The sequence below is a fragment of the Lapidilactobacillus salsurivasis genome (genome assembly GCF_054785215.1).
Window position 1 is genome coordinate 95,350 of the sequence record NZ_BAAABI010000006.1, and the last position, 20,114, is coordinate 115,463.

At 49.7% G+C, this 20,114-nt stretch carries 22 protein-coding genes and 1 pseudogene; 21 read left to right on the forward strand and 2 right to left on the reverse strand.

Annotated features, from left to right (window positions below):
* The first annotated feature begins 180 nt into the window (after positions 1 to 180).
* The 4 genes and pseudogenes from ACYVSB_RS08660 (at position 181) to ACYVSB_RS08675 (ending at position 4,445) form a co-directional block, all read left to right on the forward strand.
* Positions 181 to 1,062, forward strand: a complete 882-nt coding sequence (locus ACYVSB_RS08660) for a helix-turn-helix domain-containing protein (protein WP_057824520.1) — start codon at positions 181 to 183, stop codon at positions 1,060 to 1,062.
* A gap of 85 nt (positions 1,063 to 1,147) precedes the next feature.
* Entirely contained in the window at positions 1,148 to 2,296 is a 1,149-nt protein-coding gene (locus ACYVSB_RS08665; RefSeq protein ID WP_057824518.1) for a site-specific integrase, read from the forward strand.
* 129 nt (positions 2,297 to 2,425) lie between these two features.
* Positions 2,426 to 3,778 (forward strand): annotated as a pseudogene (locus tag ACYVSB_RS08670) (DUF438 domain-containing protein); the annotation flags it as partial.
* 103 nt (positions 3,779 to 3,881) lie between these two features.
* On the forward strand, positions 3,882 to 4,445 hold the full coding sequence (locus ACYVSB_RS08675; protein WP_164511057.1) for a macro domain-containing protein: 564 nt from the start codon (positions 3,882 to 3,884) through the stop codon (positions 4,443 to 4,445).
* 189 nt (positions 4,446 to 4,634) lie between these two features.
* On the opposite strand, the gene ACYVSB_RS08680 is transcribed toward ACYVSB_RS08675, so the two are convergent.
* Positions 4,635 to 5,480: a putative RNA methyltransferase gene (locus tag ACYVSB_RS08680; protein ID WP_125596975.1), complete on the reverse strand. Its 846-nt coding sequence runs from the start codon at positions 5,478 to 5,480 to the stop codon at positions 4,635 to 4,637.
* A 315-nt stretch (positions 5,481 to 5,795) separates the two neighbouring features.
* Here ACYVSB_RS08680 and ACYVSB_RS08685 point away from each other — a divergent pair, with 315 nt between their 5' ends.
* The 15 genes from ACYVSB_RS08685 (at position 5,796) to ACYVSB_RS08755 (ending at position 17,163) form a co-directional block, all read left to right on the forward strand.
* Positions 5,796 to 6,056 (forward strand): hypothetical protein, encoded by a 261-nt coding sequence (locus tag ACYVSB_RS08685; protein ID WP_125596622.1) that lies wholly within the window; start codon positions 5,796 to 5,798, stop codon positions 6,054 to 6,056.
* Between the two features lie 28 nt (positions 6,057 to 6,084).
* Entirely contained in the window at positions 6,085 to 6,357 is a 273-nt protein-coding gene (locus ACYVSB_RS08690) for a hypothetical protein (RefSeq protein ID WP_125596620.1), read from the forward strand.
* Positions 6,344 to 7,006, forward strand: a complete 663-nt coding sequence (locus ACYVSB_RS08695) for an HD domain-containing protein (protein WP_125596617.1) — start codon at positions 6,344 to 6,346, stop codon at positions 7,004 to 7,006. Before ACYVSB_RS08690 ends, ACYVSB_RS08695 begins: the two co-directional genes overlap by 14 nt.
* Positions 7,007 to 7,230: 224 nt before the next feature.
* Positions 7,231 to 7,875 carry a deoxynucleoside kinase gene (locus ACYVSB_RS08700; protein ID WP_125596614.1) on the forward strand — a complete coding sequence of 215 codons (645 nt, stop codon included), beginning with the start codon at positions 7,231 to 7,233 and terminating at the stop codon, positions 7,873 to 7,875.
* A 440-nt stretch (positions 7,876 to 8,315) separates the two neighbouring features.
* Positions 8,316 to 8,669, forward strand: a complete 354-nt coding sequence (locus ACYVSB_RS08705; protein WP_125596611.1) for a hypothetical protein — start codon at positions 8,316 to 8,318, stop codon at positions 8,667 to 8,669.
* 296 nt (positions 8,670 to 8,965) lie between these two features.
* On the forward strand, positions 8,966 to 10,456 hold the full coding sequence (locus ACYVSB_RS08710; protein WP_461219129.1) for a glycoside hydrolase family 1 protein: 1,491 nt from the start codon (positions 8,966 to 8,968) through the stop codon (positions 10,454 to 10,456).
* A 271-nt stretch (positions 10,457 to 10,727) separates the two neighbouring features.
* The gene (locus tag ACYVSB_RS08715) at positions 10,728 to 11,573 is read left to right on the forward strand and encodes an aldose epimerase family protein (RefSeq protein WP_125596607.1); all 846 of its coding nucleotides are present in this window, start codon (positions 10,728 to 10,730) and stop codon (positions 11,571 to 11,573) included.
* 162 nt (positions 11,574 to 11,735) lie between these two features.
* A complete protein-coding gene (locus ACYVSB_RS08720; protein WP_164511056.1) occupies positions 11,736 to 11,909 on the forward strand; it encodes a hypothetical protein in 174 nt (57 codons plus the stop codon).
* 116 nt (positions 11,910 to 12,025) lie between these two features.
* Positions 12,026 to 12,253 (forward strand): hypothetical protein, encoded by a 228-nt coding sequence (locus ACYVSB_RS08725; RefSeq protein ID WP_461219130.1) that lies wholly within the window; start codon positions 12,026 to 12,028, stop codon positions 12,251 to 12,253.
* 177 nt (positions 12,254 to 12,430) lie between these two features.
* Positions 12,431 to 12,646 carry a hypothetical protein gene (locus ACYVSB_RS08730; protein ID WP_125596601.1) on the forward strand — a complete coding sequence of 72 codons (216 nt, stop codon included), beginning with the start codon at positions 12,431 to 12,433 and terminating at the stop codon, positions 12,644 to 12,646.
* Between the two features lie 536 nt (positions 12,647 to 13,182).
* Complete coding sequence (gene map / locus ACYVSB_RS08735; RefSeq protein WP_125596598.1) at positions 13,183 to 14,019, forward strand: type I methionyl aminopeptidase; 837 nt, start codon at positions 13,183 to 13,185, stop codon at positions 14,017 to 14,019.
* Positions 14,020 to 14,360: 341 nt separating this feature from the next.
* Positions 14,361 to 15,311, forward strand: coding sequence for a YihY/virulence factor BrkB family protein (locus ACYVSB_RS08740; protein WP_164511054.1), 951 nt, complete (start codon positions 14,361 to 14,363; stop codon positions 15,309 to 15,311).
* Between the two features lie 79 nt (positions 15,312 to 15,390).
* Complete coding sequence (gene galU, locus ACYVSB_RS08745; RefSeq protein WP_461219131.1) at positions 15,391 to 16,296, forward strand: UTP--glucose-1-phosphate uridylyltransferase GalU; 906 nt, start codon at positions 15,391 to 15,393, stop codon at positions 16,294 to 16,296.
* 56 nt (positions 16,297 to 16,352) lie between these two features.
* On the forward strand, positions 16,353 to 16,685 hold the full coding sequence (locus ACYVSB_RS08750) for a hypothetical protein (RefSeq protein ID WP_461219132.1): 333 nt from the start codon (positions 16,353 to 16,355) through the stop codon (positions 16,683 to 16,685).
* Positions 16,686 to 16,908: 223 nt separating this feature from the next.
* Positions 16,909 to 17,163, forward strand: a complete 255-nt coding sequence (locus ACYVSB_RS08755; RefSeq protein ID WP_461219133.1) for a hypothetical protein — start codon at positions 16,909 to 16,911, stop codon at positions 17,161 to 17,163.
* 18 nt (positions 17,164 to 17,181) lie between these two features.
* Here ACYVSB_RS08755 and ACYVSB_RS08760 read toward each other — a convergent pair whose 3' ends face one another.
* The gene (locus ACYVSB_RS08760; protein WP_461219134.1) at positions 17,182 to 17,478 is read right to left on the reverse strand and encodes a hypothetical protein; all 297 of its coding nucleotides are present in this window, start codon (positions 17,476 to 17,478) and stop codon (positions 17,182 to 17,184) included.
* Between the two features lie 177 nt (positions 17,479 to 17,655).
* On the opposite strand from ACYVSB_RS08760, the gene ACYVSB_RS08765 reads away from it, so the two are divergent.
* Both ACYVSB_RS08765 and ACYVSB_RS08770 read left to right on the forward strand, forming a co-directional pair.
* Positions 17,656 to 18,825, forward strand: coding sequence for a thiolase family protein (locus ACYVSB_RS08765; protein ID WP_461219135.1), 1,170 nt, complete (start codon positions 17,656 to 17,658; stop codon positions 18,823 to 18,825).
* 11 nt (positions 18,826 to 18,836) lie between these two features.
* Complete coding sequence (locus ACYVSB_RS08770; RefSeq protein ID WP_461219136.1) at positions 18,837 to 20,108, forward strand: hydroxymethylglutaryl-CoA reductase, degradative; 1,272 nt, start codon at positions 18,837 to 18,839, stop codon at positions 20,106 to 20,108.
* Positions 20,109 to 20,114 lie beyond the last annotated feature (6 nt).

Below are 20,114 nucleotides of genomic sequence, written 5' to 3' on the forward strand. Positions count from 1 at the left end.
TTCACTTTAAAATAACACGATTATTAACATTTTTATTTTACATCGGGATAATAAAGATTGTCAAGCAAAATAACTCATTTCTTAATACGATCATTATTTTCTGTTTTGTATGATTAAACAGAATGCTATGCTATAATAGTCAATAATTAACACGTTACGTTTGTAGGAAGGAGGATACTAATGAACGTTGATAAGATTGAGGTAGGTAATCGCATTCGTGCCATTCGTGAGAAACTCAATTACAGTATGAACGACTTTAGCATTTTGATTGATTCAAAGAAGAGTACAGTAAATAGTTGGGAACGTGGGCTAGCAATTCCAAAAGAGAATATGCTAAAGAAAATTGCACTTTTAGGGAAAGTTTCGATAGACGAGATTCTCTATGGATCTCCAAAGGAATATATTAAGAAACTAGTAGGATTGCATTTTCCCAACGTTGAACTAACGAGCAAACAATACAGGGAACTTACAGAAGCGATAATCTCCAATGATTTTAGTTATGAAAATGATTTGTATACCGTTTTACAAATCACTAAATATATTGAGACATTAAATTCAAAGGTTGAACCGATTTTTTATTTGAAGACTAGTTTGCACAGCACTTATATTTCTATGTCCAGATATGAAAAACAGATAGATTATTTTTTATCAGTTGATGTTAAACGAAATATTGTTCATATTATGCCCTTTACATTTCAACCATTTGATCTTAATTTGTTTATCAAATTAATTACAACTGATCCTGCAATAGTTGAAGCCTTCAATGAACATTTACCAGACATAAATGTGAATATGAAGGCACCACTTCATCTGATTGCTTATGATATGACGAAAAATAGTCGGATGAATGAACGTTTTTTCTTTTTTAATACAACGACCAAAAAGTACGATTGCTTAAAAGAGGCAGAAGAACTTGAAGAACACTTTGGTGAGGAACTACCTCTGAGCTTTCTGTTTCAAAAAGAGATTCTTAAAGAGATATGGTTTCAACAAGCGGGTTTCTCGAGATTAACATCAATGACGCTTGATACAAAGAAATTCATCGAAGAAAATAAATTATGATTTAATTTTTTTGAAACGTTATTAAACCTACCTTTCTATACATAGCACGCCTCGACAGCGCTTTAGCTATGGAAGGTTGATAGATATGGCATCATATAAGCAATATGAAACGAAGCAAGGTAAAAAGCTCTGGAAATTTGATATTTATTTAGGAACTGATCTGCAAACTGGGAAACCTAAGCATACTGTTCGCAGAGGTTTCAACACAAAAAAAGAAGCCTCGCTTGCGGCGTCTAGATTGGAATTAGAGGCCTCGCGTGGCGCTATCGTGAAAGATAACAATATTAGTTTTCAGACGGTCTATGAGCAATGGTATCAAGCCTATGTAAATACGGTCGGTGAGAGTACTTGGAATAGAACGGCGGGTATGTTTGATAATCATATCTTACCGGCCTTAGGGAAATATCGAATCAGAACAATCACAATTGCACAAATACAAAGGGCAGTCAATGATTGGTTTAAAATTGCGGCGCGCAACTACAAGCGTTGGTACAATTATGTCGTCGATGTTTTCGAATTTGCCATCAAGCATGGCTATCTTGAAAAGAATGTTGCCAAACTGATTACAGTACCAAAGAAACGTGAGTCTGCAGGAGATAAGTTTGAAAATTTCTGGGACAAAGACCAGTTGGCTGAATTTTTTAGTTATCTTGATCCAACGTTGGAAATGGAGAAGTACACCTTATTTAGAGTATACGCCTTCTGTGGCGTGCGTCGTGGCGAAGCTCTAGCGTTGACATGGAATGATATCTCATTTAAAGACAGTACGATGCGGATCAATAAGACGCTGACACAAGGCGAAAAGGGTAGACAGATCATTCAGGCGCCGAAGACGAGAAATTCAAGGCGTACCATTGATTTAGATCCTAAAACGCTCAATGATCTTAAAGAATGGAAGACGATTCAGAAACGTAAATATTTGATGTTAGGATTTAACACACTCCAGCCTAATCAATTGATCTTTGCAAATAACAAAAATGGTTATAAGTCTTTGAATACACCGGCAAAGTGGCTTAAGTCAATTCGGGTCGCACATAACTTGACCAAAGTGACTGTGCATGGTTTTAGGCATTCGCATTGTTCGGCGCTATTTTCTGCAGGTGCAACGATCAAGGAAGTTCAGATGAGACTCGGTCATGCGGATGTGGCAACGACGTTAAATATTTATACGCACGTCACCAAAAATCAAAATAAAGAGGTCGCAAATAAGTTAGCGCATTATCTTGATTTCTGATTTCGTGACGGTCAAATTGACGGTCATCTGGTGGTGATTTCTGAGAATCAATGATATCGAGGGGGAACAAAAAACCAGCAACCACGGCGTTTTAACGCTGCGTGATTACTGGTTAATATCAGTAAATGGGTGGCCAGGGGATTGAACCCGATGGAGATCCAACATTTGTGTAACGTTCATGCCGCGGTTTTCAAGGGCAAAATCACGGACGACCAGACAGAAACACCGGATCAAGAACAACCAGGTCATCCGGTCCAAGTTTTGAAATTGGAGAACTTGATCATCGGGTCATTGCTCAAGGATGAATTGTTGCCTTGTTTGAAGAAGTGGCAACAATCCGGGACGGATGAACTGTATTTAGAACGGATGCGCCGGGCTTTGGCGGATTTAGCGACGATCGACCGTCATTATACGCGCAAAGAAAACTTGATTTTCCCATTGATGGATAAGTATGGAATCACTGCGCCGCCGAAGGTCATGTGGGGCGTGGATGATCAGATCCGGGACTTGATCAAGCAAGCGAATCAGTTGGTCAACGCGGCGCCATTGCCGGATAAATATGTTATTGAACAGGCGATCGAAGCGGCCAACAAAGAAATCAAAGAGATGATCTTCAAGGAAGAAGAAATCATGGTGCCCATGGTCAATGAGGTCTTCACCGTGGCGGACTGGGGGTTGATCGCGGCCGAAAGTGATCCGATCGGCTACACCTTGATCGCGCCACCATTGCCTTGGCGACCGACCGCGGCGCAGCTGGCCACGGCCACACCTCAAGTGGATTCGAAGATTGCGAATGAATTGAATGAGATGGCGCAAGCGCTGGCTGCGCAAACGAATCCCAACCGGCCCAAGATCGATCCGCAGGTCAAAAATTACAAGGTCAATGAATTTAAAACGCAGATCGGCGCCCCGACACAAGCAGCAGCGCCAACCGCGACCACGCCACCGACACCACCAACCACGGCACCTGTGGCCGCTCCGGCCCCGGCGCCATCAGCGTCATCAGCATCAACCGGGCCAACCGCTGGCGCCCGTGATCTAAGCGGCGATTATCAACCGACGCATTTATTGTTGAGCGCCCAAGGTTTCGCCCAAGTCGCTTTCAACAATGGCACCTTGGATCTGGCCCAGTTGACGGGGATTTTCAAAGTGCTCCCGCTTGATCTGACCTTTGTGGACGCAAATGACCAGGTCGCTTGGTTCTCCGATGATGGCGATCGGGTTTTCCCGCGGACTAAAGCAGTGGTGGGCCGGGCAGTGGTCAATTGCCATCCGCCAAAAAGCGCCGATCGGGTTTTGAAAATTCTTTCAGATTTCCACGACGGTGTGCGGGATCATGCCGATTTCTGGATCGATTTCCGTGGTCGCCGGGTCTATATTCGCTATTTTGCCGTTCATGATGAGCAAGGGCAATACGCCGGGTGCTTAGAAGTGACCCAAGATATTACCAAAATCCAACAATTGACCGGACAAAAACGTTTGGAAGATGAAGCGGCACCGACTTCCGATGCTGCGTCAGTTAGCGCTGATCCCGCCGCGGCCGATCCGGCTGCCGCGGCGGACACAGACGCCCAGGCAGGTGGGAATGACTGAGGCGCTGGTTTTGACAACCGGCCAACTTGAGCTTCGCGTCTATCAAGGCGATCTGACCCAGGTTCATGCGGACGCGATCGTAAACGCGGCCAATCCGGCGATGAATCCAGGCGGTGGGGTCGACGGCGCCATTAATTTGGCGGCGGGTCCGCGGCTAGCGCCTTTGCAGCGCAGTTTAGGGCCCTTGGCTGTTGGTGCGGCGGTGCTAACGCCAGGCTTCGACTTACCGGCGAAATTCATCATTCATACAGTTGGCCCGATTTATCGTCCAGAGGCCCATGCCCGTGTCAGTCAGCAGTTGCAACAATGTTATCAGAGCTGTCTGGACTTAGCCGCGGCCCAAGAACTGACCAGCATCGCTTTCCCCGCGATCAGTACAGGGGTCTATGGCTTTCCCATCGGGCTGAGCCTCCCCCTAGTTGCCAGCGTTTTGCGGACTTTTGGCCGCCAGCCTAGTTCCATCCGCCGCGTCGATTTGGTTTGTTTCAAGACCGCCGCGGCCGCCAGTTATCAAGAATACTTCGCCGTTGATTTTGGTGAAACGATTTTTCGCTGAGGGCCAATCATGACGGCTTGCCGCCAGCAGTTATTCCAGCAGTTATTGCACCAGTTATTCAACTAAGTTATCCCACCAGTCATTCAACCAGTTATTGAAAAAATCGACCTGTCCCATTTGCGGGAACAGGTCGATTTTGTGTGGTCCAGTTATCAGAATTTTCCGAACTAAAAGCGACATACTTAAGTTTTAGTGAGCTTGGATCACCCGCAGATCGATCGTAATCGCCGTGAATGGATGCGCGGCCAAAGCGGCTTTTTGGTCGGCGGAGGCTTGCCATTCCAATGGCGACATTTGCATCAAATCAGCAAAAGCCGCCGCGTCTGGAAGTTGGTAGGTGTAAGTCAAGCGGGTTTGCTGGTCAATGGTCATTTCTTGGGCCAAATGGTCGAGCACGCGCTGATTGGAATAGGCGATCTTGTCGTCGGGTAGGAAATGCTGGCGCAATTCTTGCAGATAGTGGGCCTCGGGAATGACTTTCAGCAGGTGACCGTCGGGACGCAACACCCGCTGAAATTCCCGATAGTGGGATGGCGAGAAAATATTGAGAATCGTGCTGGTTTGCTGAGCGGCGAAAGGCAAGTTGGTCAGATCCGCCACACACCAGAAAGCGTTCGCCAACGGTTGTCCCGTCGCCAAATAAACGCCGTCCTTGCTAATATCAAAACCAATCTTAGCTTCACTGGCTGGGCGGGCCTGCCCCAGCTGCGCCAGAAAACCACCTTCACCACAGCCCACATCAATGGTCAACGGATTGCTTGCCGGTAACCAACCCTGCAAGAGCGCCACCAAAGGCTGGAAAATCCCGCGCTGGATCATACGTCCCCGAGCGCTGAGCATGTCCGTGTCATAGTCGGTTTTGATTTGATGGGGTAAGAAATATAAAGTGCCCTTCTTGGAAAGGTCGAAAGCATGCCCATTGACACAGGTCAAACCAGCCGCGGCACTGGTTAAGCCCTCCTGGCACAGCGGACATCTAAAATAGTGAGCATTATTTTGGAGAAACAATTGAGCGCGTTGACTTTTTTTCATAATCGTCACTTTCTTGAAACATTTTTTGAAATTGATCCGTTTTAGCGGTTGGGACATTTTGCATGCTCTTTCTAAACTTTGGCGAAGATGCGATCACCACTGAGATAGCGGCCTTCAAGACGGCGATTAAATACGCCAACCAAAATTAATCAGAGAGATAGGAGATAAATGGACGCATCAAACCAACCTAATTATTTATTGTTGAGTGTTGCAATTCTTCAAATTTCGGAAGTAAGAATCGCGATTATCGAGAAATTTTAAGGCCATTCGCAAAATGTTAAAAAAACATTTTGCATGCTAGGAACATCTTTATCCGCTTTGAAACATTTTTTGGTGAGACCGGGCAGATCGGTAGAAATCGCCATAGCTTATCAGACAGACTGCACTGGTGTCGCCAATGTAAAGCTTGTAATCACTAACCACGGTCGTCAATTGTGTGGTTCCCCATCCATTGACTATAGCTTGCCAGATGGCGTGAGTGCTCAAACGACTGTTAAAACGTTGAGCGGCTGGAGCGGAGAAATTCGGGGTGAGATCGCCGTGAAATGGTTGAGAGTGCGAGCCGACCTGGGTAGCTAAGCGGAAGAAGCTAGGTTGGCGAACACGTTTGGCGGCTTTGCCGCTTAGGACAAGGCCTGATTTTGAGACAAGCCGCGCACTTTGCGGATTGGCTCAAAACAGTGCCCACAGCGAGCTCACCCCGAATTTCGCAGCGCAAGCTGCGAACAATTTACTTTTAACACTCAACGCAAGCAACAGCTTTCTTTGCCGCCGCAGATATGCTAAAGTTTATTTTAGCATTTTTGGTGGCGGTCCGCGATGGTCCGTTGCCAATTGCGCCAAGAAGTCAGGTTGGAGGAATCAAGATGGTAACAATTGAACGCATCGCCCAGTTCGTAGCGACCCAAGCAGCTGGCGATCATTCGGGACACGATTTGGCCCATATTCATCGTGTTGTGAACTTAAGCGATTATTTAGTCGGTTTTTATCCTGATGTTGACCAAACCGTGGTGTTGGCGGCGGCCTGGACCCATGATGTGTTGGACGAGAAACTGGTGTCCGATTCAGCACAATTGCAGCAATTGCGCCAGGCGTTGACCGCTTGTTATCACGCGGCTGGTTTAAGCTCAGATCAAGTGACGGCGGTTTACGCGATCATTGACCATATGTCTTACGCGAAAAATCTCCGGAATCATTGGACTTTGACGTTGGCGGGCCAATTGGTCCAAGACGCTGACCGTTTGGACGCGATCGGTGCGGTGGGCATCGGCCGGGCCTTCTATTATGGCGCCAGCACGGGGGCGCCAATGTTCGACCCAGCACTACCACCGCGGGAAAATTTGGATCACACGGCTTATCGCCAAGTTACGCCGGTGATCAACCATTTCTACGAGAAACTTTTCCGATTAGGCGATTTAATGAACACGCCAGAAGCCAAGCGGATCGCCCAAGAACGCACGGCGGTCATGCGCCAATTCGTCGCCGAATTCAAGGCGGAGTGGCAGTTTGGTGCTTCCCAGGATAATTAAGTTGCGCGGGGCCAGCCCTGCTGTACTACATTTAGTGGGTCGAAGTTATTTTAAACACAAGAGAGTGTATTTTTCTGCTTGAAAAAAGGGCGTAGCTTTTGTATGATAGATAAGGTGTTTTTGACGCGATGGTCAGCAGGCTGGTCATCAATTCTCATTGGCCGTCAAAAATAAGGATCGCCTGACTCGCGACGGTCAAGTCTAAAAAGAATGGAAAGAATGTGATGACAGTTTTAGTACTTAGTGGGGCCATTGGAGCCGGCAAATCATCATTAACAGGATTGATTGCGAAACGTTTGGGAACTGAAGCTTTTTATGAGAGTGTGGATGACAATCCGGTCTTGCCATTATTCTACGAAGATCCTAATAAATATGCCTTTCTCTTGCAGATCTACTTCTTGAATACCCGTTTCCACAGTATCAAACGGGCCTTGGCGGCGGACAATAATGTTCTGGACCGCTCGATCTACGAAGATGCGTTGTTCTTCCAAATGAACGCGGATATGGGGCGGGCGAACCAAACCGAAGTCAAGATCTACAAGGATCTGTTGGCGAACATGATGGAAGAAATCAAAGGAATGCCCAAGAAGAATCCCGATTTATTGATCCATATCGACGTGTCTTACGAGACCATGTTGAAGCGGATCACCAAGCGGGGCCGGTCTTACGAACAAGTCACCACAGATCCTTCCTTGGTCAAGTACTATCACACCTTGCTGGATTATTACGAGCCTTGGTATGAGAATTATAACTACTCACCTAAGATCCGCATTGACGGTGACAAGTACGATTTCGTGGAGAACGAACAGGATCGCGTCATCGTCCTGGACCAAATCGAAGCGAAGTTACGGGAAATGGGTAAAATTTAATTGAAAAATCGAGTTTGCATCAGCGAACACCGTGATCCCAACTCAATCAAAATCGAGAATCCCAGCGCAACTCAGCGCTAAAGGAACGACAGCCGGCAAATTAGGCTGTCGTTTTTTGATATAAGCGAATGATGAAGATAGTGAATGATGAAAATATAAAATTATAAAAACATCCCGGAAAGGCGTCAACGCAGCTTGAAAAGTTGAAAATAACTGCCCCGAAATCCCAGAAAAATATGTTCCAGTGTTGCCCTCTAAAACAATTGAAGCGAACGATTTGATGAAGTGCTTCTGCAAGCGAGCGGTCAAACAATTGCCCGTTTTTGAGGGGTACTGCAATATCAACGGATGCAGATTTGTAGGTCAGTAAATCTCGGATAATGCCGGCAACTTTATCTCACTTACCTAAGCGGTCTTGGGTTGGAAACTGACCGATCAAGTTGATTCAACGAGAGCTCGCCTTAGTTCATCAGACAGACTGTGCTGGTGTCACCAATTTAAAGCTGGTGACCACTAACCACGGTTGTCAATTGCGTGGTTCCCCATCAATTGGCCATAGCTTACCAGCTGGCGTGAGTGCTCAAACGGCTGTTATAACGTTGAGCGGCTGGAGCGGAGAAATTCGGGGTGAGATTGCCGTGAAATTGTCCTTGGCGGCTTTGCCGCTTAGGACAAGGCCTGATTTTGAGACAAGCCGCGTACTTTGCGGATTGGCTCAAAACAGCGCCCACAGCGAGCTCACCCCGAATTTCGCAGCGCAAGCTGCGGCCAAGCTACTTTTTTTGCTAGGCTAATGCTCAGGAGCTACCCGGGTCGGCTCGCACTCGAAACGTGCTCCACACAACTGACTTCTGCGCTTAACTACGCACTTGTTCCGGAAGCAAAGGACGCTTCCAAAACAAGAGCTAGGTTAATGCTCAAAGTCAACCCGTTGTGTTCCGCACTCTGGTCCAATTTTGACAGGAAAGCGGGTGATTTTCGCCGCAGTTGACGAGTCAGCGCTTCCTTCGCCGCGGTTACATGGTACAATAAACAGGTAGACAGCCGTAAATCGGCTAATAAAATGATCCGAGAAAGGTGCGATGATTTGATGGCTTTTAAGCAAGATTTTCTCTGGGGTGGCGCGACTGCGGCTAACCAGTACGAGGGCGCCTATTTGACAGACGGCAAGGGGTTGAACACTTCCGACGTGATGACCGTGGGCTCCGCGACGAAATCGCGTTCCATCACTTGGCGTAATCCAACGACCGGCGAGACCGGTAGTAACCCAGCAGGTTGGGGCGGTCCGACCCGTGTCGTCCCTGAAGGAACCGTACCTGCGGATGTGGCCGGGTATTATTATCCTAGTCATGAAGGCACCGATTTCTACCATCATTACCAAGAAGATATTGCCCTGATGGGTGAGATGGGCTTCAAGACTTTCCGGCTCAGCATGAACTGGGCGCGAATTTTCCCAACCGGTGAAGAAACGCAACCTAATCAAGCCGGTCTTGATTTCTACGATCGGGTTTTTGACGAGTGTAAGAAGTACAATATTGAACCTTTGGTGACCTTATCCCATTATGAAACGCCGCTAGCTTTGGCAATCAACTATAATGGTTGGGCCAGCCGCAAATTGATTGGCTTTTTCGAAAATTATGCTACAACTGTAATCAAGCATTATCAAGGTAAAGTGAAGTATTGGTTGACCTTTAATGAAATCAACTGTATGGAATTCGCGCCATTCGTTGCTGGTGGCGTGATCGACGGCACACCGCAAAATAAGGCGCAAGCGGCTCATAATCAGTTGGTTGCCAGCGCCAAGGTGGTTAAGGCCGCGCACGCGATCGATCCGACGATCCAAATCGGCCAAATGCTGGCTTACGGACCTTTGTACGCCTACACGTGTGATCCGGAAGATCAGATCAAAGTGATGGAAGGCATGCAACAATCCTTGTTTTATTCTGACGTGCAAACCGGCGGCCATTACCCTGAATATCAGTGGAAACGCTATGAGCGCCAAGGTATCACCTTGGATGATCGTCCGGAGGATTATGACCTGTTGGCGCAGTACCCAGCTGACTTCTTAAGCTTCTCTTGCTACGGGTCCAACGTGGTCACCACGCATGAGGAAACCGCGAAAAGCGATGGTAATCTCGGCCAAGGTGGGATCAAGAATCCTTATTTGGAAACCAACGCTTGGGGTTGGGCGACTGACCCAGAAGTTCTGCGCTTAGCATTGAATACCTTGACGGATCGTTACCACAAGCCATTATGGATCGTGGAAAACGGGATTGGTTGGGCCGATGAGATCGCCGCAGATGGCAAAGTCCACGACGACTATCGGATCAAATATCTCCAAGCGAATATTGGCTCAATGAAACGGGCCGTTGACCTAGATGGCGTTGACCTGATGGGGTACACCATGTGGGGCTGTATCGACTTGGTTTCCGCCGGGACTGGTGAAATGAAGAAACGTTATGGTTTTGTTTACGTCGATCGCGACGACGCTGGTCACGGAACATTGAACCGGATGCCGAAGGATTCCTTCTACTGGTACAAGAAAGTCATCGCCAACAATGGGGCCGATCTGGCCAACTAACGCCAATTTTTTCGACAGAAAAATAACCCAACTTTACAACAGAAAAATAACCTAACTTAACAACAGAAAAATAGCCCAACTTAACGCTGGGTCCAAACGACGCGCGCTCATCGACTTAGATGTGGCGCGCGTTTTGGTAACGCTGGCGAATCGCTTAATCTTTTCCTAATGAACGTTAGCTTTTTTTAAGTAAATTTTGATGGTTGATCGCTTTCAAATCTCGGCGCCTGTGTCATAATGGAGGTATTCCAAGAGATAAACAGGTGATAAGATGATCACATTAAAAAATAAAACGATGACCGCCCAAATCAATGAAGTTGGCGCTCAGATCAGTCGTTTGGCGCGCTTTGATCAAGCCAAACCGCTGGTCGATCAGCAGAGCGCGGCGGTACTTTTCCCAGCGATCGGTCGTTCTTTTGGTGACAGCTATGATTATGGCAACCAAACCTACGTAATGCCGCAACAAGGGTTCGCCAAGGATGCCCGCTGGCAGGTGTACAGCCAAACTGAGACGCAGGTTACCTTTGAACTGACCGATAACGACAACCTACGCAAAAATTATCCTTTCTATTTCCGCTTTCTGGCGACTTTTCAATTACTGACCGCGGGAATCAAAGTTCAGTATCATTTGATGAACATGGGGAATGTGACCATGGCCTTCTCCTTAGGTACGGAGCTGACCTGTCATTTGGCGAGCGCTGATTGGCATGATTGCCAATTGATCTTGGCGCCGGAAAAGGCCCTGACCTTGGTGCGCGAGCTAGACCAAGACGCCTTTCGCACCGGCGCGATCCAGCCCAACCGCTATTTTCACCGCGGCAAATTGGCGCTGCAAACACCAGAAGTCGCGGAGCAACTGTTGATTCTGACCAACCGGGATATGCAGGCGTTGCGATTGACCAGTCCCACGCAACACCAACAACTGACGCTACGAACCGATGATTTTCCATATTACGCGGTGCAGATCTCGCCAGCGCGGCAAACCATCAGTTTCGGTTTGTGGAATGGATTGCCTGACAAGCGCGGTCTCCGCTCTGATTTATTGCGCAAGGAAGGAAACTTGACCCTACCGGCGCGCGATCAGCTGGTGCTGGGATACACCATCGAACTAAGTTAACCTCACCGTAATTCTGAGAAAAAAACCTAACCATCGCTGAGACCGCAACTGGCCTAGGCGGTGGTTTTTTTGTTTCTGCTTGATTGCAGGTTTGGGTGGGTGTTGCGCGTGAGCGCAACCGGCTGGGACTGCTGATGCGGACTGGAACGTGGTGGGCATCGTTTGAAGCCAATTCCAAAAGCGGGAATTGTCTTCAAATCGAGCCTTGTCCTAAGCGGCAAAGCCGCCAAGGACAATTTCACCACTGAGCCGCGCAGTCCCAGCCGGTTGCTAGGCAGAATTGAGCTCATCTGCAATCGAAGCGAAGGATTTGACAAAGCGCTTTTGCAAGATTGAGGTCAAAACAATCGCCCTTTTTTGGTGGTACGGCAACATCAACGGATTCCAAAAGCTCTGTGCTTAATTGCAGGTATGCTGGGTATAGATGTGGACGCAACCGGCTGGGACTGCTGATGCGGACTGGAACGTGGTGGGCGTCGTTTGAAGCCAATCCGCAAAGTGCGCGGCTTGTCTTCAAATCGAGCCTTGTCCTAAGCGGCAAAGCCGCCAAGGACAATTTCACCACTGAGCCGCGCAGTCCCAGCCGGTTGCTAGGCAGAATTGAGCTTATCTGTAATCGAGGCGAAGGATTTGACGGAGTGATTTTGCGAGCTAGAGAACAAACAATTGCCCACTTTTGAGGTGGTACGGCGATGCTAACTGATTCGGATTTGTTGGTTGGGATAGTTTGCATTGGTTGAACATCTTTACCTGTTTCCTAAACAATCCATGGGTGGGAAACCGACTGATTCAGTTGATTCGCTGAGACTAGGTTTGTTCATCAGGCAGTCTGTGCCGGTGTCACCAATTTAAAGCTGATGATCACTAGCCATGGCCGTCAATTGCGTGGATTCACATCAATTGACCATGGCTCGCTGGTCGGCGTGAGTGCTCAAACGGCTGTTATAACGTTGAGCGGCTGGAGCGGAGAAATTCGGGGTGAGATCGCCGTGAAATTGTCCTTGGCGGCTCTGCCGCCTAGGACAAGGCTCAGCTTTGAGATTTTCGGCGCTCTTCCGAAAAGCTCAAAGTGACGCCCACAGCGAGCTCACCCCGAATTTCGCAGCGCAAGCCGTGGACATCATTGAAACGTGTTCGCCGGCCTAGCTTCTTCCGCTTAGCCTAGCAACTATTCTGGAGGCATAGACCGGCCTCCAAAATAGTTGCTAGGCTAATGCTCAGAAGCTGCCCAGGTCGGCTCACACTCTGGCGTTGGTGAGCTGTTTATCCGTCTGGCGGAAGGTCGGGCTGGGAGTGAGTCAGCCGAGATATTATTGTTGGCGATTTATCGCCTACAATAAGGCCGAGTTTTGAGATTTTCGGTGGGTTTCCGAAAAGCTCAAAATCGTGCCCGCCGCGTTCCACCACCCCCAGCCCGACCTGGAGCCCCACCACATCTGCACTCCACCAACGCCACGCGCAGCGCAAGCTGCGGCCAATCTACTTTTACCAGCAAACGCAAATGATCATTTGCTAAAAATCGCCGACCAAGCAAAGCCACTGCCATCCGCGACCCGCGCTGGTCTTTCTTTTTTACAAGCGGTATAATACTTAGGAATGGAGGCTGCTTATGATTACATTAAAATCTGCGCGTGAAATTGAAGGAATGCGGCGTTCCGGCGAGTTGTTGGCTGGAGTTCACTTGGGCTTGCGCAAGCTCATTAAGCCAGGTATTTCCGCTTATGATATTGAAAAATTTGCTGATGAATATATTACCAGTCGTGGTGGTCACCCTTCTGAGAAGGGTTTTGAAGGCTACAAATACGCGACTTGTGTGGACGTCAATGATGAGGTCGCACATGGGACACCGCGGAAGGATCTTTACCTGAAAGAGGGGGATCTGGTCAAGGTCGACATGACGGTCAATTTGGATGGCTACGAAAGCGATTCTTGCTGGAGTTACGCGGTGGGTGAAGTCAGTCAATCGACGAAAGACCTGATGGAAGTGACCAAGCAGGCCTTGTACTTGGGCATCGCTGAATCCGTCGCCGGCAATCGCTTGGGTGATATTGGTTACGCGATCCAGACGTACACGGAAGATGTCCACGGATACGGCGATGTTCGTGAACTGATCGGCCACGGCATCCAACCAACGATGCACGAACAACCGAATGTGCCTCATTATGGCGAACCTGGAAAAGGCTTGCGACTGAAAAACGGAATGACGATCACGATCGAGCCGATGATCAATGAAGGTACTTGGCAGATCGCGGCTAAGGAAGTCAATGATCCCAATGATTCTTGGGAATATTATGTGACGGCGGACGGCAGTTGGTCGGCGCAATACGAACATACTTTGGCGATCACGCCAGATGGTCCGCAAATTCTGACTTCACAGGATCCTGAAGAGGATGCCCATTACCTGAAATTAGCTCAAGAAATCCTGGCTCGAGGCATCAAAGACTAGAGTGCGGAGCGCAACGGTTTGACTTCGAGCATTAGCCTAGAAATGGATGGCGACGCGCCGGTTCAGCTCAGTTTGCGCTGAAGCGGGCGTTTTTGTATACTTAGTCATTAGTGCTGGTGGCTTTAGCGACGACGTTAAGGCCGCGACCGGGGCGCTGGCGGCAATCGTTGTTCGCCGAATTGGCGGTAGTGGCGTTAGCGTGCTGGTGGCCCCAAGCGACCGTGGCGCGGGGGTGTCAATGATTCTAGCGCCAAACGGTTCGAGTCTCACCGATTATGGCCGTGGTTTTGGTGGCGGTCATGAGCGGCGGTTCAAGTACGAATTCCAGTCGGAGGGGAAAAATGAAAGTGGAAACGACGACTGAGGTACCTTTATTTCATCAAGCATTACCGTGGTACCGCAAATTGTTTGTTTTTATTCAGCGAATTGTTGCGCGGGTGATTTCTAGCAATATTTCCAACGCGGCCAAAGTGATCACGTATTACGTGCTCTTGGGCTTTTTTCCTTTGATCATTTTTATTGGGAATATGTTGCCATATCTGGGGCTTGACGCGAAAACAGTCCTGGAATATCTCGAGATGGCCTTTCCTGAACAAATTTTGCCCTTGGTGCGGCCAATCGTTGTGTCGTTATTGGGCAAAAGTAGCAGTAGCTTGTTGTCGATTGGGGTGATCGCGACTTTGTGGGCCGGCAGTCGCGCCATCAACGCGATCCGCAACAGTATGAATGACGCTTATCAGATCGATAGTTCGAATATTTATAGTGATGTGCCGATCCAAAACGCGATCATGCGCCGGTTTCTGGCTTTTCTATTGACGTTTATTTTCGTGATGTCGGTGATGTTGATCATTGGGGCGTTCACTTTTGGGCAAACATTCTTGGAATGGTTTGTGCCAACCTTTAAGCTATCCAATAAAATCCTAGTGGTTTTCTCCAAATGGAAATGGCCGGTGGTGGTAACGGTGACGTTGGCCGTTTTACTTTTCCTGCAATATTTCTTGCCGAATATTCACTTGAAATTCTGGACTGTTTTGCCTGGGACCTTGTTTACGGCAGGCGGCTGGCTGGTCTTGACGCAAGGCTTCTCCCTGTATGTTCATTATTTTGGCCGTTCTTTCAACAGTTACGGCACCATCGGGACCTTGATCATCGGCCTCTTGTGGCTGAATTTCGCCGCGACGTTGCTGATGGTGGGCACTGTGATCAACGCTATTTTTAATGAATCTTGGCATGGCGAGCCCCAGCAAACAACTTCCGGCGGGCGGCTGGCCCAATTCTTGAAAAACCGCTAAGTTTTCGATTAGCGCTTGGTATATTAGAGCGCTTCAGGTATGCTAGTTGTATGTATGGTAATCTTAAGGAGGCTTTTTGATGAAAGTTCGTAAAGCAGTGATCCCGGCGGCTGGTTTCGGGACCCGTTTCTTACCCGCGACCAAAGCAATGGCCAAGGAAATGTTGCCGATCGTTGACAAACCCACGATCCAGTTCATCGTGGAAGAGGCGAAGGCGTCTGGGATCGAGGATATTCTGATCATTACCGGTAAAGGCAAGCGACCAATCGAAGATCATTTCGATTCCGTGCCGGAGCTGGAGCACAATTTGGAAGAAAAAGGCAAATTAGATTTACTTCGCCTGGTTCAGGAAACAACTGAAATGGGCGTCAATCTTTACTTCACCCGCCAGTCCCATCCCCGCGGCCTAGGTGACGCTGTCCGTTTAGCCAAATCCTTTGTGGCGGATGAACCTTTTGTCGTGATGCTCGGCGATGACTTGATGCAAGACAAGGTGCCTTTGACCAAACAACTGATCCAAGATTACGAACGGACCCACGCTTCCACCTTGGCCGTGATGCAAGTGCCTAAAGAGGAAGTTTCCGCATACGGCGTGATTGATCCTGAAGGCGAGAGCGTTCCTGGACTCTACAATGTTCGCCGCTTTGTTGAAAAGCCTAAAACCGCCGAGGCGCCAAGTAATTTGGCCATCATTGGCCGTTATTTATTGACGCCAGAAATCTTTGATATTTTAGCGGAACAGAAACCTGGCGCTGGTGGCGAGATCCAGCTGACCGACGCGATCGACACCATGAATAAAACACAGCGGGTCTTCGCTCGAGAATTCAAGGGCCAACGCTATGATGTGGGCAACAAGTTTGGCTATGTTAAGACCAGTATCGAATTTGGGTTAAAGCACCCTGAAATCAAGGATGATCTGCGCCAGTTGATCATCGATTTAGGCCAACAACTGGCTCAAGAAGACGCTAAGAAAACTAAGAAATAAGCCTTTGCGATCAAACGTCCTCACCACGAGGACGCTTTTTTGTTGGCGGATTTCTTTTGATGGTCGCGGAGCCGGCATCGTTTGAATTGATTGGAAATGACTGGCTCTTTTTTTTGAACCTGCATTTGATTGCAGGTGTGCTGGGTGTTGCGCGTGAGCGCAACCGGCTGGGACTGCTGATGCGGACTGGAACGTGGTGGGCGTCGTTTGAAGCCAATCCGCAAAGTGCGCGGCTTGTCTTCAAATCGAGCCTTGTCCTAAGCGGCAAAGCCGCCAAGGACAATTTCACCACTGAGCCGCGCAGTCCCAGCCGGTTGCTAGGCAGAATTGCGCCAATCTGCAATCGGAGTTGGGTATCTGACGAAGTGAATTTGCAAGCGAGAGGTTAAACAATCGCCTTATTTTGGGGATGGTACGGTAACACCAACAGATTCGGATTAGTAGGTCGGGACATTTTGGATAGCGCCACCAACTTTATCTCACTAACCTGAGCGAGTTTGAGTTAGCAATCGACCGATTCAGTTGCTTCACTGAGAACTTGCCCCAGTTCATCAGACCGACTGTACTGGTGTCACCAATTTAAAGCTGGTAACCACTAACCACGGCCGTCAATTGCGTGGTTCCCAATCAATTGACAATAGCTTGCAAAATGGCGTAATTGCTCAAACGGCTGTTATAACGTTGAGCGGCTGGAGCGGAGAAATTCGGGGTGAGATCGCCGTGAAATTGGTCTTAGTGGCTATGCCACTTAGACCAAGGCCTGATTTTAAGACAAGCCGCGCACTTTGCGGATTGGCTCAAAACAGCGCCCACAGCGAGCTCACCCCGAATTTCGCAGCGCAAGCTGCGGGCACACTACACTTGTAATCTCGACCCCAGGATGGATCAGTTCAACCAAGCTTCGCCCTGCGTCATCCGAAAGCCATAAACCGCCACTAATTCATCCGCGACCGCCAAATAAAGCGGCATCGTCAAATATTCCGGCTTGTTTAGTAGCACCGCCAGTTCCCACTGTTGCAACGACTTCGGCCGCGCCACCATTTTGATCACCAGACAGTCCTGCTCATTGATGGTCGTGACCGTGATCGCTTGACACGCCCATTTCTCTGTGGGCGTGTGGTAGAAAAATGGTGTTTGCCGTCGTAAGTCTTGGCTCAGTTGCAAAAAATCAATCACTAGCATGAAATCAGCTCCTAATCAAACTTGTTTAATCAAACATCCATGGCTGCTCGGATTCTGAAAATTTGCTATTTTTTAGTTAACTTTCCTGTGAACGGGGCGGTCAGCATGGACAAAAATTTTGCTATCAGTTATTGTTAAGTCTAACAGTTTTCAGTGAAGAATAAAGGAGAAATCAGCTTGGAACGAGTAGTCATCATTGCCGCGAAACGAACCGCGATCGGGAAATTCGGTGGTCAGTTCCGCACCTTAAGCGCGGTTGATTTAGGCGTGGCTTGTTTAAAAGGGTTGCTGGCGGCGGTCCCCGGCGGCGCGACGCAAGTTGATCAGGTTTTATTAGGAAATGTTTTGAGCGCGGGGTTGGGGCAGAATCCGGCCCGATTAGTGGCGCAACAGGCGGGATTGGCGCCACAAGTGACGGCGACCACCGTCAATGATGTTTGTGGTTCTAGTTTGAAGGCGATGCGGTTCGCGCAGTTAACCTTAGCTGCCGGGGCGGCGCGCGCGATCGTCGTGGGCGGGATCGAAAGTATGTCTCAAGCGCCGTTCCTGCTGGCGCGACCGGAGAAAAGACAACCGGTGGATCGCGCCGGCGCATTGACCGATAGTTTGTTCCATGACGGCTTGACCGACACCTTAACGGAGCAAGCGATGGGGGCGCAAGTCGAAGCAATGGCTCAGGAACAGGGCTTCACTCGGGCGCAACAGGATCAATACGCGGTCCTTTCCCACGAAAAAGCGACGGCGGCCACTGCGGCGGGTCGCTTTCAGGCGGAGATCGTGCCAGTGACCGTGGGTGATCAAGCGGTGACGCGCGACGAATCGATTCGCCCGCAAACGACGCTGGCCGCCTTGGCGCAATTGCCGGCAGCTTTTGCGCCGGCTGGGACGATCACGGCGGGGAACTCCTCGCCACTGAATGATGGCGCCAGCATGGTTTTCTTAACCACGGAGCGTGAGGCCCAGGCGCAAAACTGGCCGATCGCGGCTTATTTAGGTGAGTTCAGCGAGGTAGGGGCGCCTTCACCACAATTCGGGACGACCCCGATCGCCGCGGTTCAGGCGGTCTTGGCCCAGGCGCGACTGTCCCTGGCGGCAATCGACGTGGTAGAATTGAACGAAGCGTTCGCGGCCCAGGCCTTGGCGGTGCAGACAGCGCTACAAATTCCAGCGGCGAAGTTGAATCCAACCGGCGGCGCCTTGGCGTTGGGCCATCCTTTGGCCGCTTCCGGAACGCGGTTAGTCACCACCTTACTGAGCGAAATGGGGCGGCGCGACTTACGAAATGGCCTAGTGACTTTATGTATTGGCGGCGGCCAGGGTATCGCCTGGCGCCTGTATCGTGAATGACCGGAGGCAAAATGAAATTTTACGAGCTTTCCCGCACAGAACGCATTCAGCAATTAGTCGCTCAGGGTCAACTGGACACTGACAGCGCGGCTTATTTGTTGACGAAGCCAGCGTTAACCGATGATGTCTTGGCCGCGATCACCGAGAATGATCTGGGCCAGTTTGTGTTGCCTTTGGCGGTGGCCAATCATTTCTTGATTGACGGTCAGTCGTATTTCGTGCCGCTGGTGACCGAGGAACCTTCAGTGGTGGCCGCAGCCAGTAATGGCGCCCAACGAATCGCCGCGGGTGGCGGTTTTCAGACCTTGCAAGTGCAGCATCAACTGCAAGCCCAAGTGATTTTGACCGGGGTGGCCGATTTCGCTGATTTGCAAATCCGGGTGGACCAGGCGTTGGCTCAGATCCAAGCGGTGGCGGCGGCGGCTCATCCCAGTATTGTTCGTCGCGGCGGCGGCTTACGGGACGTGCAGCTGGTTCGACAAAAAAAAGACTGGGCCAGCCTAAATTTGTGGATCGATCCCCAAGCGGCATTTGGCGCTAACTTGGCCAATACGATCGCCGAAGCGGTGGCGGCCTACTTACAAGCACAGGTTCTTCAAGGTTCGGAGCAGGTTTTGGCGGCGATCTTAAGCAATTCCGGCGCGCGAATGCAGGTGCGGGTGCAAGGGCGCGTGCCATACACCCAATTGGCGACAGCGACGCAAAGTGGCGCGGCGGTGGCGGCTCAGATCGTCAACCTCAACCAATTCGCCCAAGCGGACCGTGATCGGGCCAGCACCGAGAATAAAGGAGTGTTGAATGGCGTTTTCGCCGCCACCTTGGCCACAGGTAATGATTTGCGCGCCGTCAGCGCGGCAGTGACCGCGCAATTGCAAGCACAGGCGCAACTAACTTTAGCGACTTGGGTGGATCAGCCTGAGCAGCAATGTTTGCAGGGGCAAGTCAACCTGCCTTTGCCGATCGGGCGGGTCGGCGGCGCGATCAATTCACTACCTGCGGCGAAAATCAGCCTGGCGCTCTTGGGCCAACCAACTGTGACTACCTTGATGAGCATCATTGCCAGTGTGGGGTTGGCCAACAATTTGGCGGCGTTGCGCTCCTTGGTGACGACGGGCATCCAGGCCGGTCATATGCGCTTGCAGGCGGCGAACTTGGCGATCCAAGCGGGCGCGCAAGGCAAGGAAATCGCCGCGTTGACCACGGCGTTGAATCAACAGCGCCAGGTCGACTTGGCCTTGGCGCAAACTTTATTACAGCAAATACGACAAAAGAAGGAACACTAATTTTGA

What these genes read in the sequence shown, in the direction of transcription:
- ACYVSB_RS08695 (WP_125596617.1), top strand. Translation starts at nt 6,344, where the DNA reads ATGGTAACAATTGAACGCATCGCCCAGTTCGTAGCGACCCAAGCAGCT.
- ACYVSB_RS08730 (WP_125596601.1), top strand. Translation starts at nt 12,431, where the DNA reads ATGATCACTAGCCATGGCCGTCAATTGCGTGGATTCACATCAATTGAC.
- galU (WP_461219131.1), top strand. Translation starts at nt 15,391, where the DNA reads ATGAAAGTTCGTAAAGCAGTGATCCCGGCGGCTGGTTTCGGGACCCGT.
- ACYVSB_RS08700 (WP_125596614.1), top strand. Translation starts at nt 7,231, where the DNA reads ATGACAGTTTTAGTACTTAGTGGGGCCATTGGAGCCGGCAAATCATCA.
- ACYVSB_RS08715 (WP_125596607.1), top strand. Translation starts at nt 10,728, where the DNA reads ATGATCACATTAAAAAATAAAACGATGACCGCCCAAATCAATGAAGTT.
- ACYVSB_RS08725 (WP_461219130.1), top strand. Translation starts at nt 12,026, where the DNA reads ATGCGGACTGGAACGTGGTGGGCGTCGTTTGAAGCCAATCCGCAAAGT.
- ACYVSB_RS08665 (WP_057824518.1), top strand. Translation starts at nt 1,148, where the DNA reads ATGGCATCATATAAGCAATATGAAACGAAGCAAGGTAAAAAGCTCTGG.
- ACYVSB_RS08710 (WP_461219129.1), top strand. Translation starts at nt 8,966, where the DNA reads ATGGCTTTTAAGCAAGATTTTCTCTGGGGTGGCGCGACTGCGGCTAAC.
- ACYVSB_RS08760 (WP_461219134.1), bottom strand. Translation starts at nt 17,478, where the DNA reads ATGCTAGTGATTGATTTTTTGCAACTGAGCCAAGACTTACGACGGCAA.
- ACYVSB_RS08740 (WP_164511054.1), top strand. Translation starts at nt 14,361, where the DNA reads ATGAAAGTGGAAACGACGACTGAGGTACCTTTATTTCATCAAGCATTA.
- map (WP_125596598.1), top strand. Translation starts at nt 13,183, where the DNA reads ATGATTACATTAAAATCTGCGCGTGAAATTGAAGGAATGCGGCGTTCC.
- ACYVSB_RS08660 (WP_057824520.1), top strand. Translation starts at nt 181, where the DNA reads ATGAACGTTGATAAGATTGAGGTAGGTAATCGCATTCGTGCCATTCGT.
- ACYVSB_RS08675 (WP_164511057.1), top strand. Translation starts at nt 3,882, where the DNA reads ATGACTGAGGCGCTGGTTTTGACAACCGGCCAACTTGAGCTTCGCGTC.
- ACYVSB_RS08770 (WP_461219136.1), top strand. Translation starts at nt 18,837, where the DNA reads ATGAAATTTTACGAGCTTTCCCGCACAGAACGCATTCAGCAATTAGTC.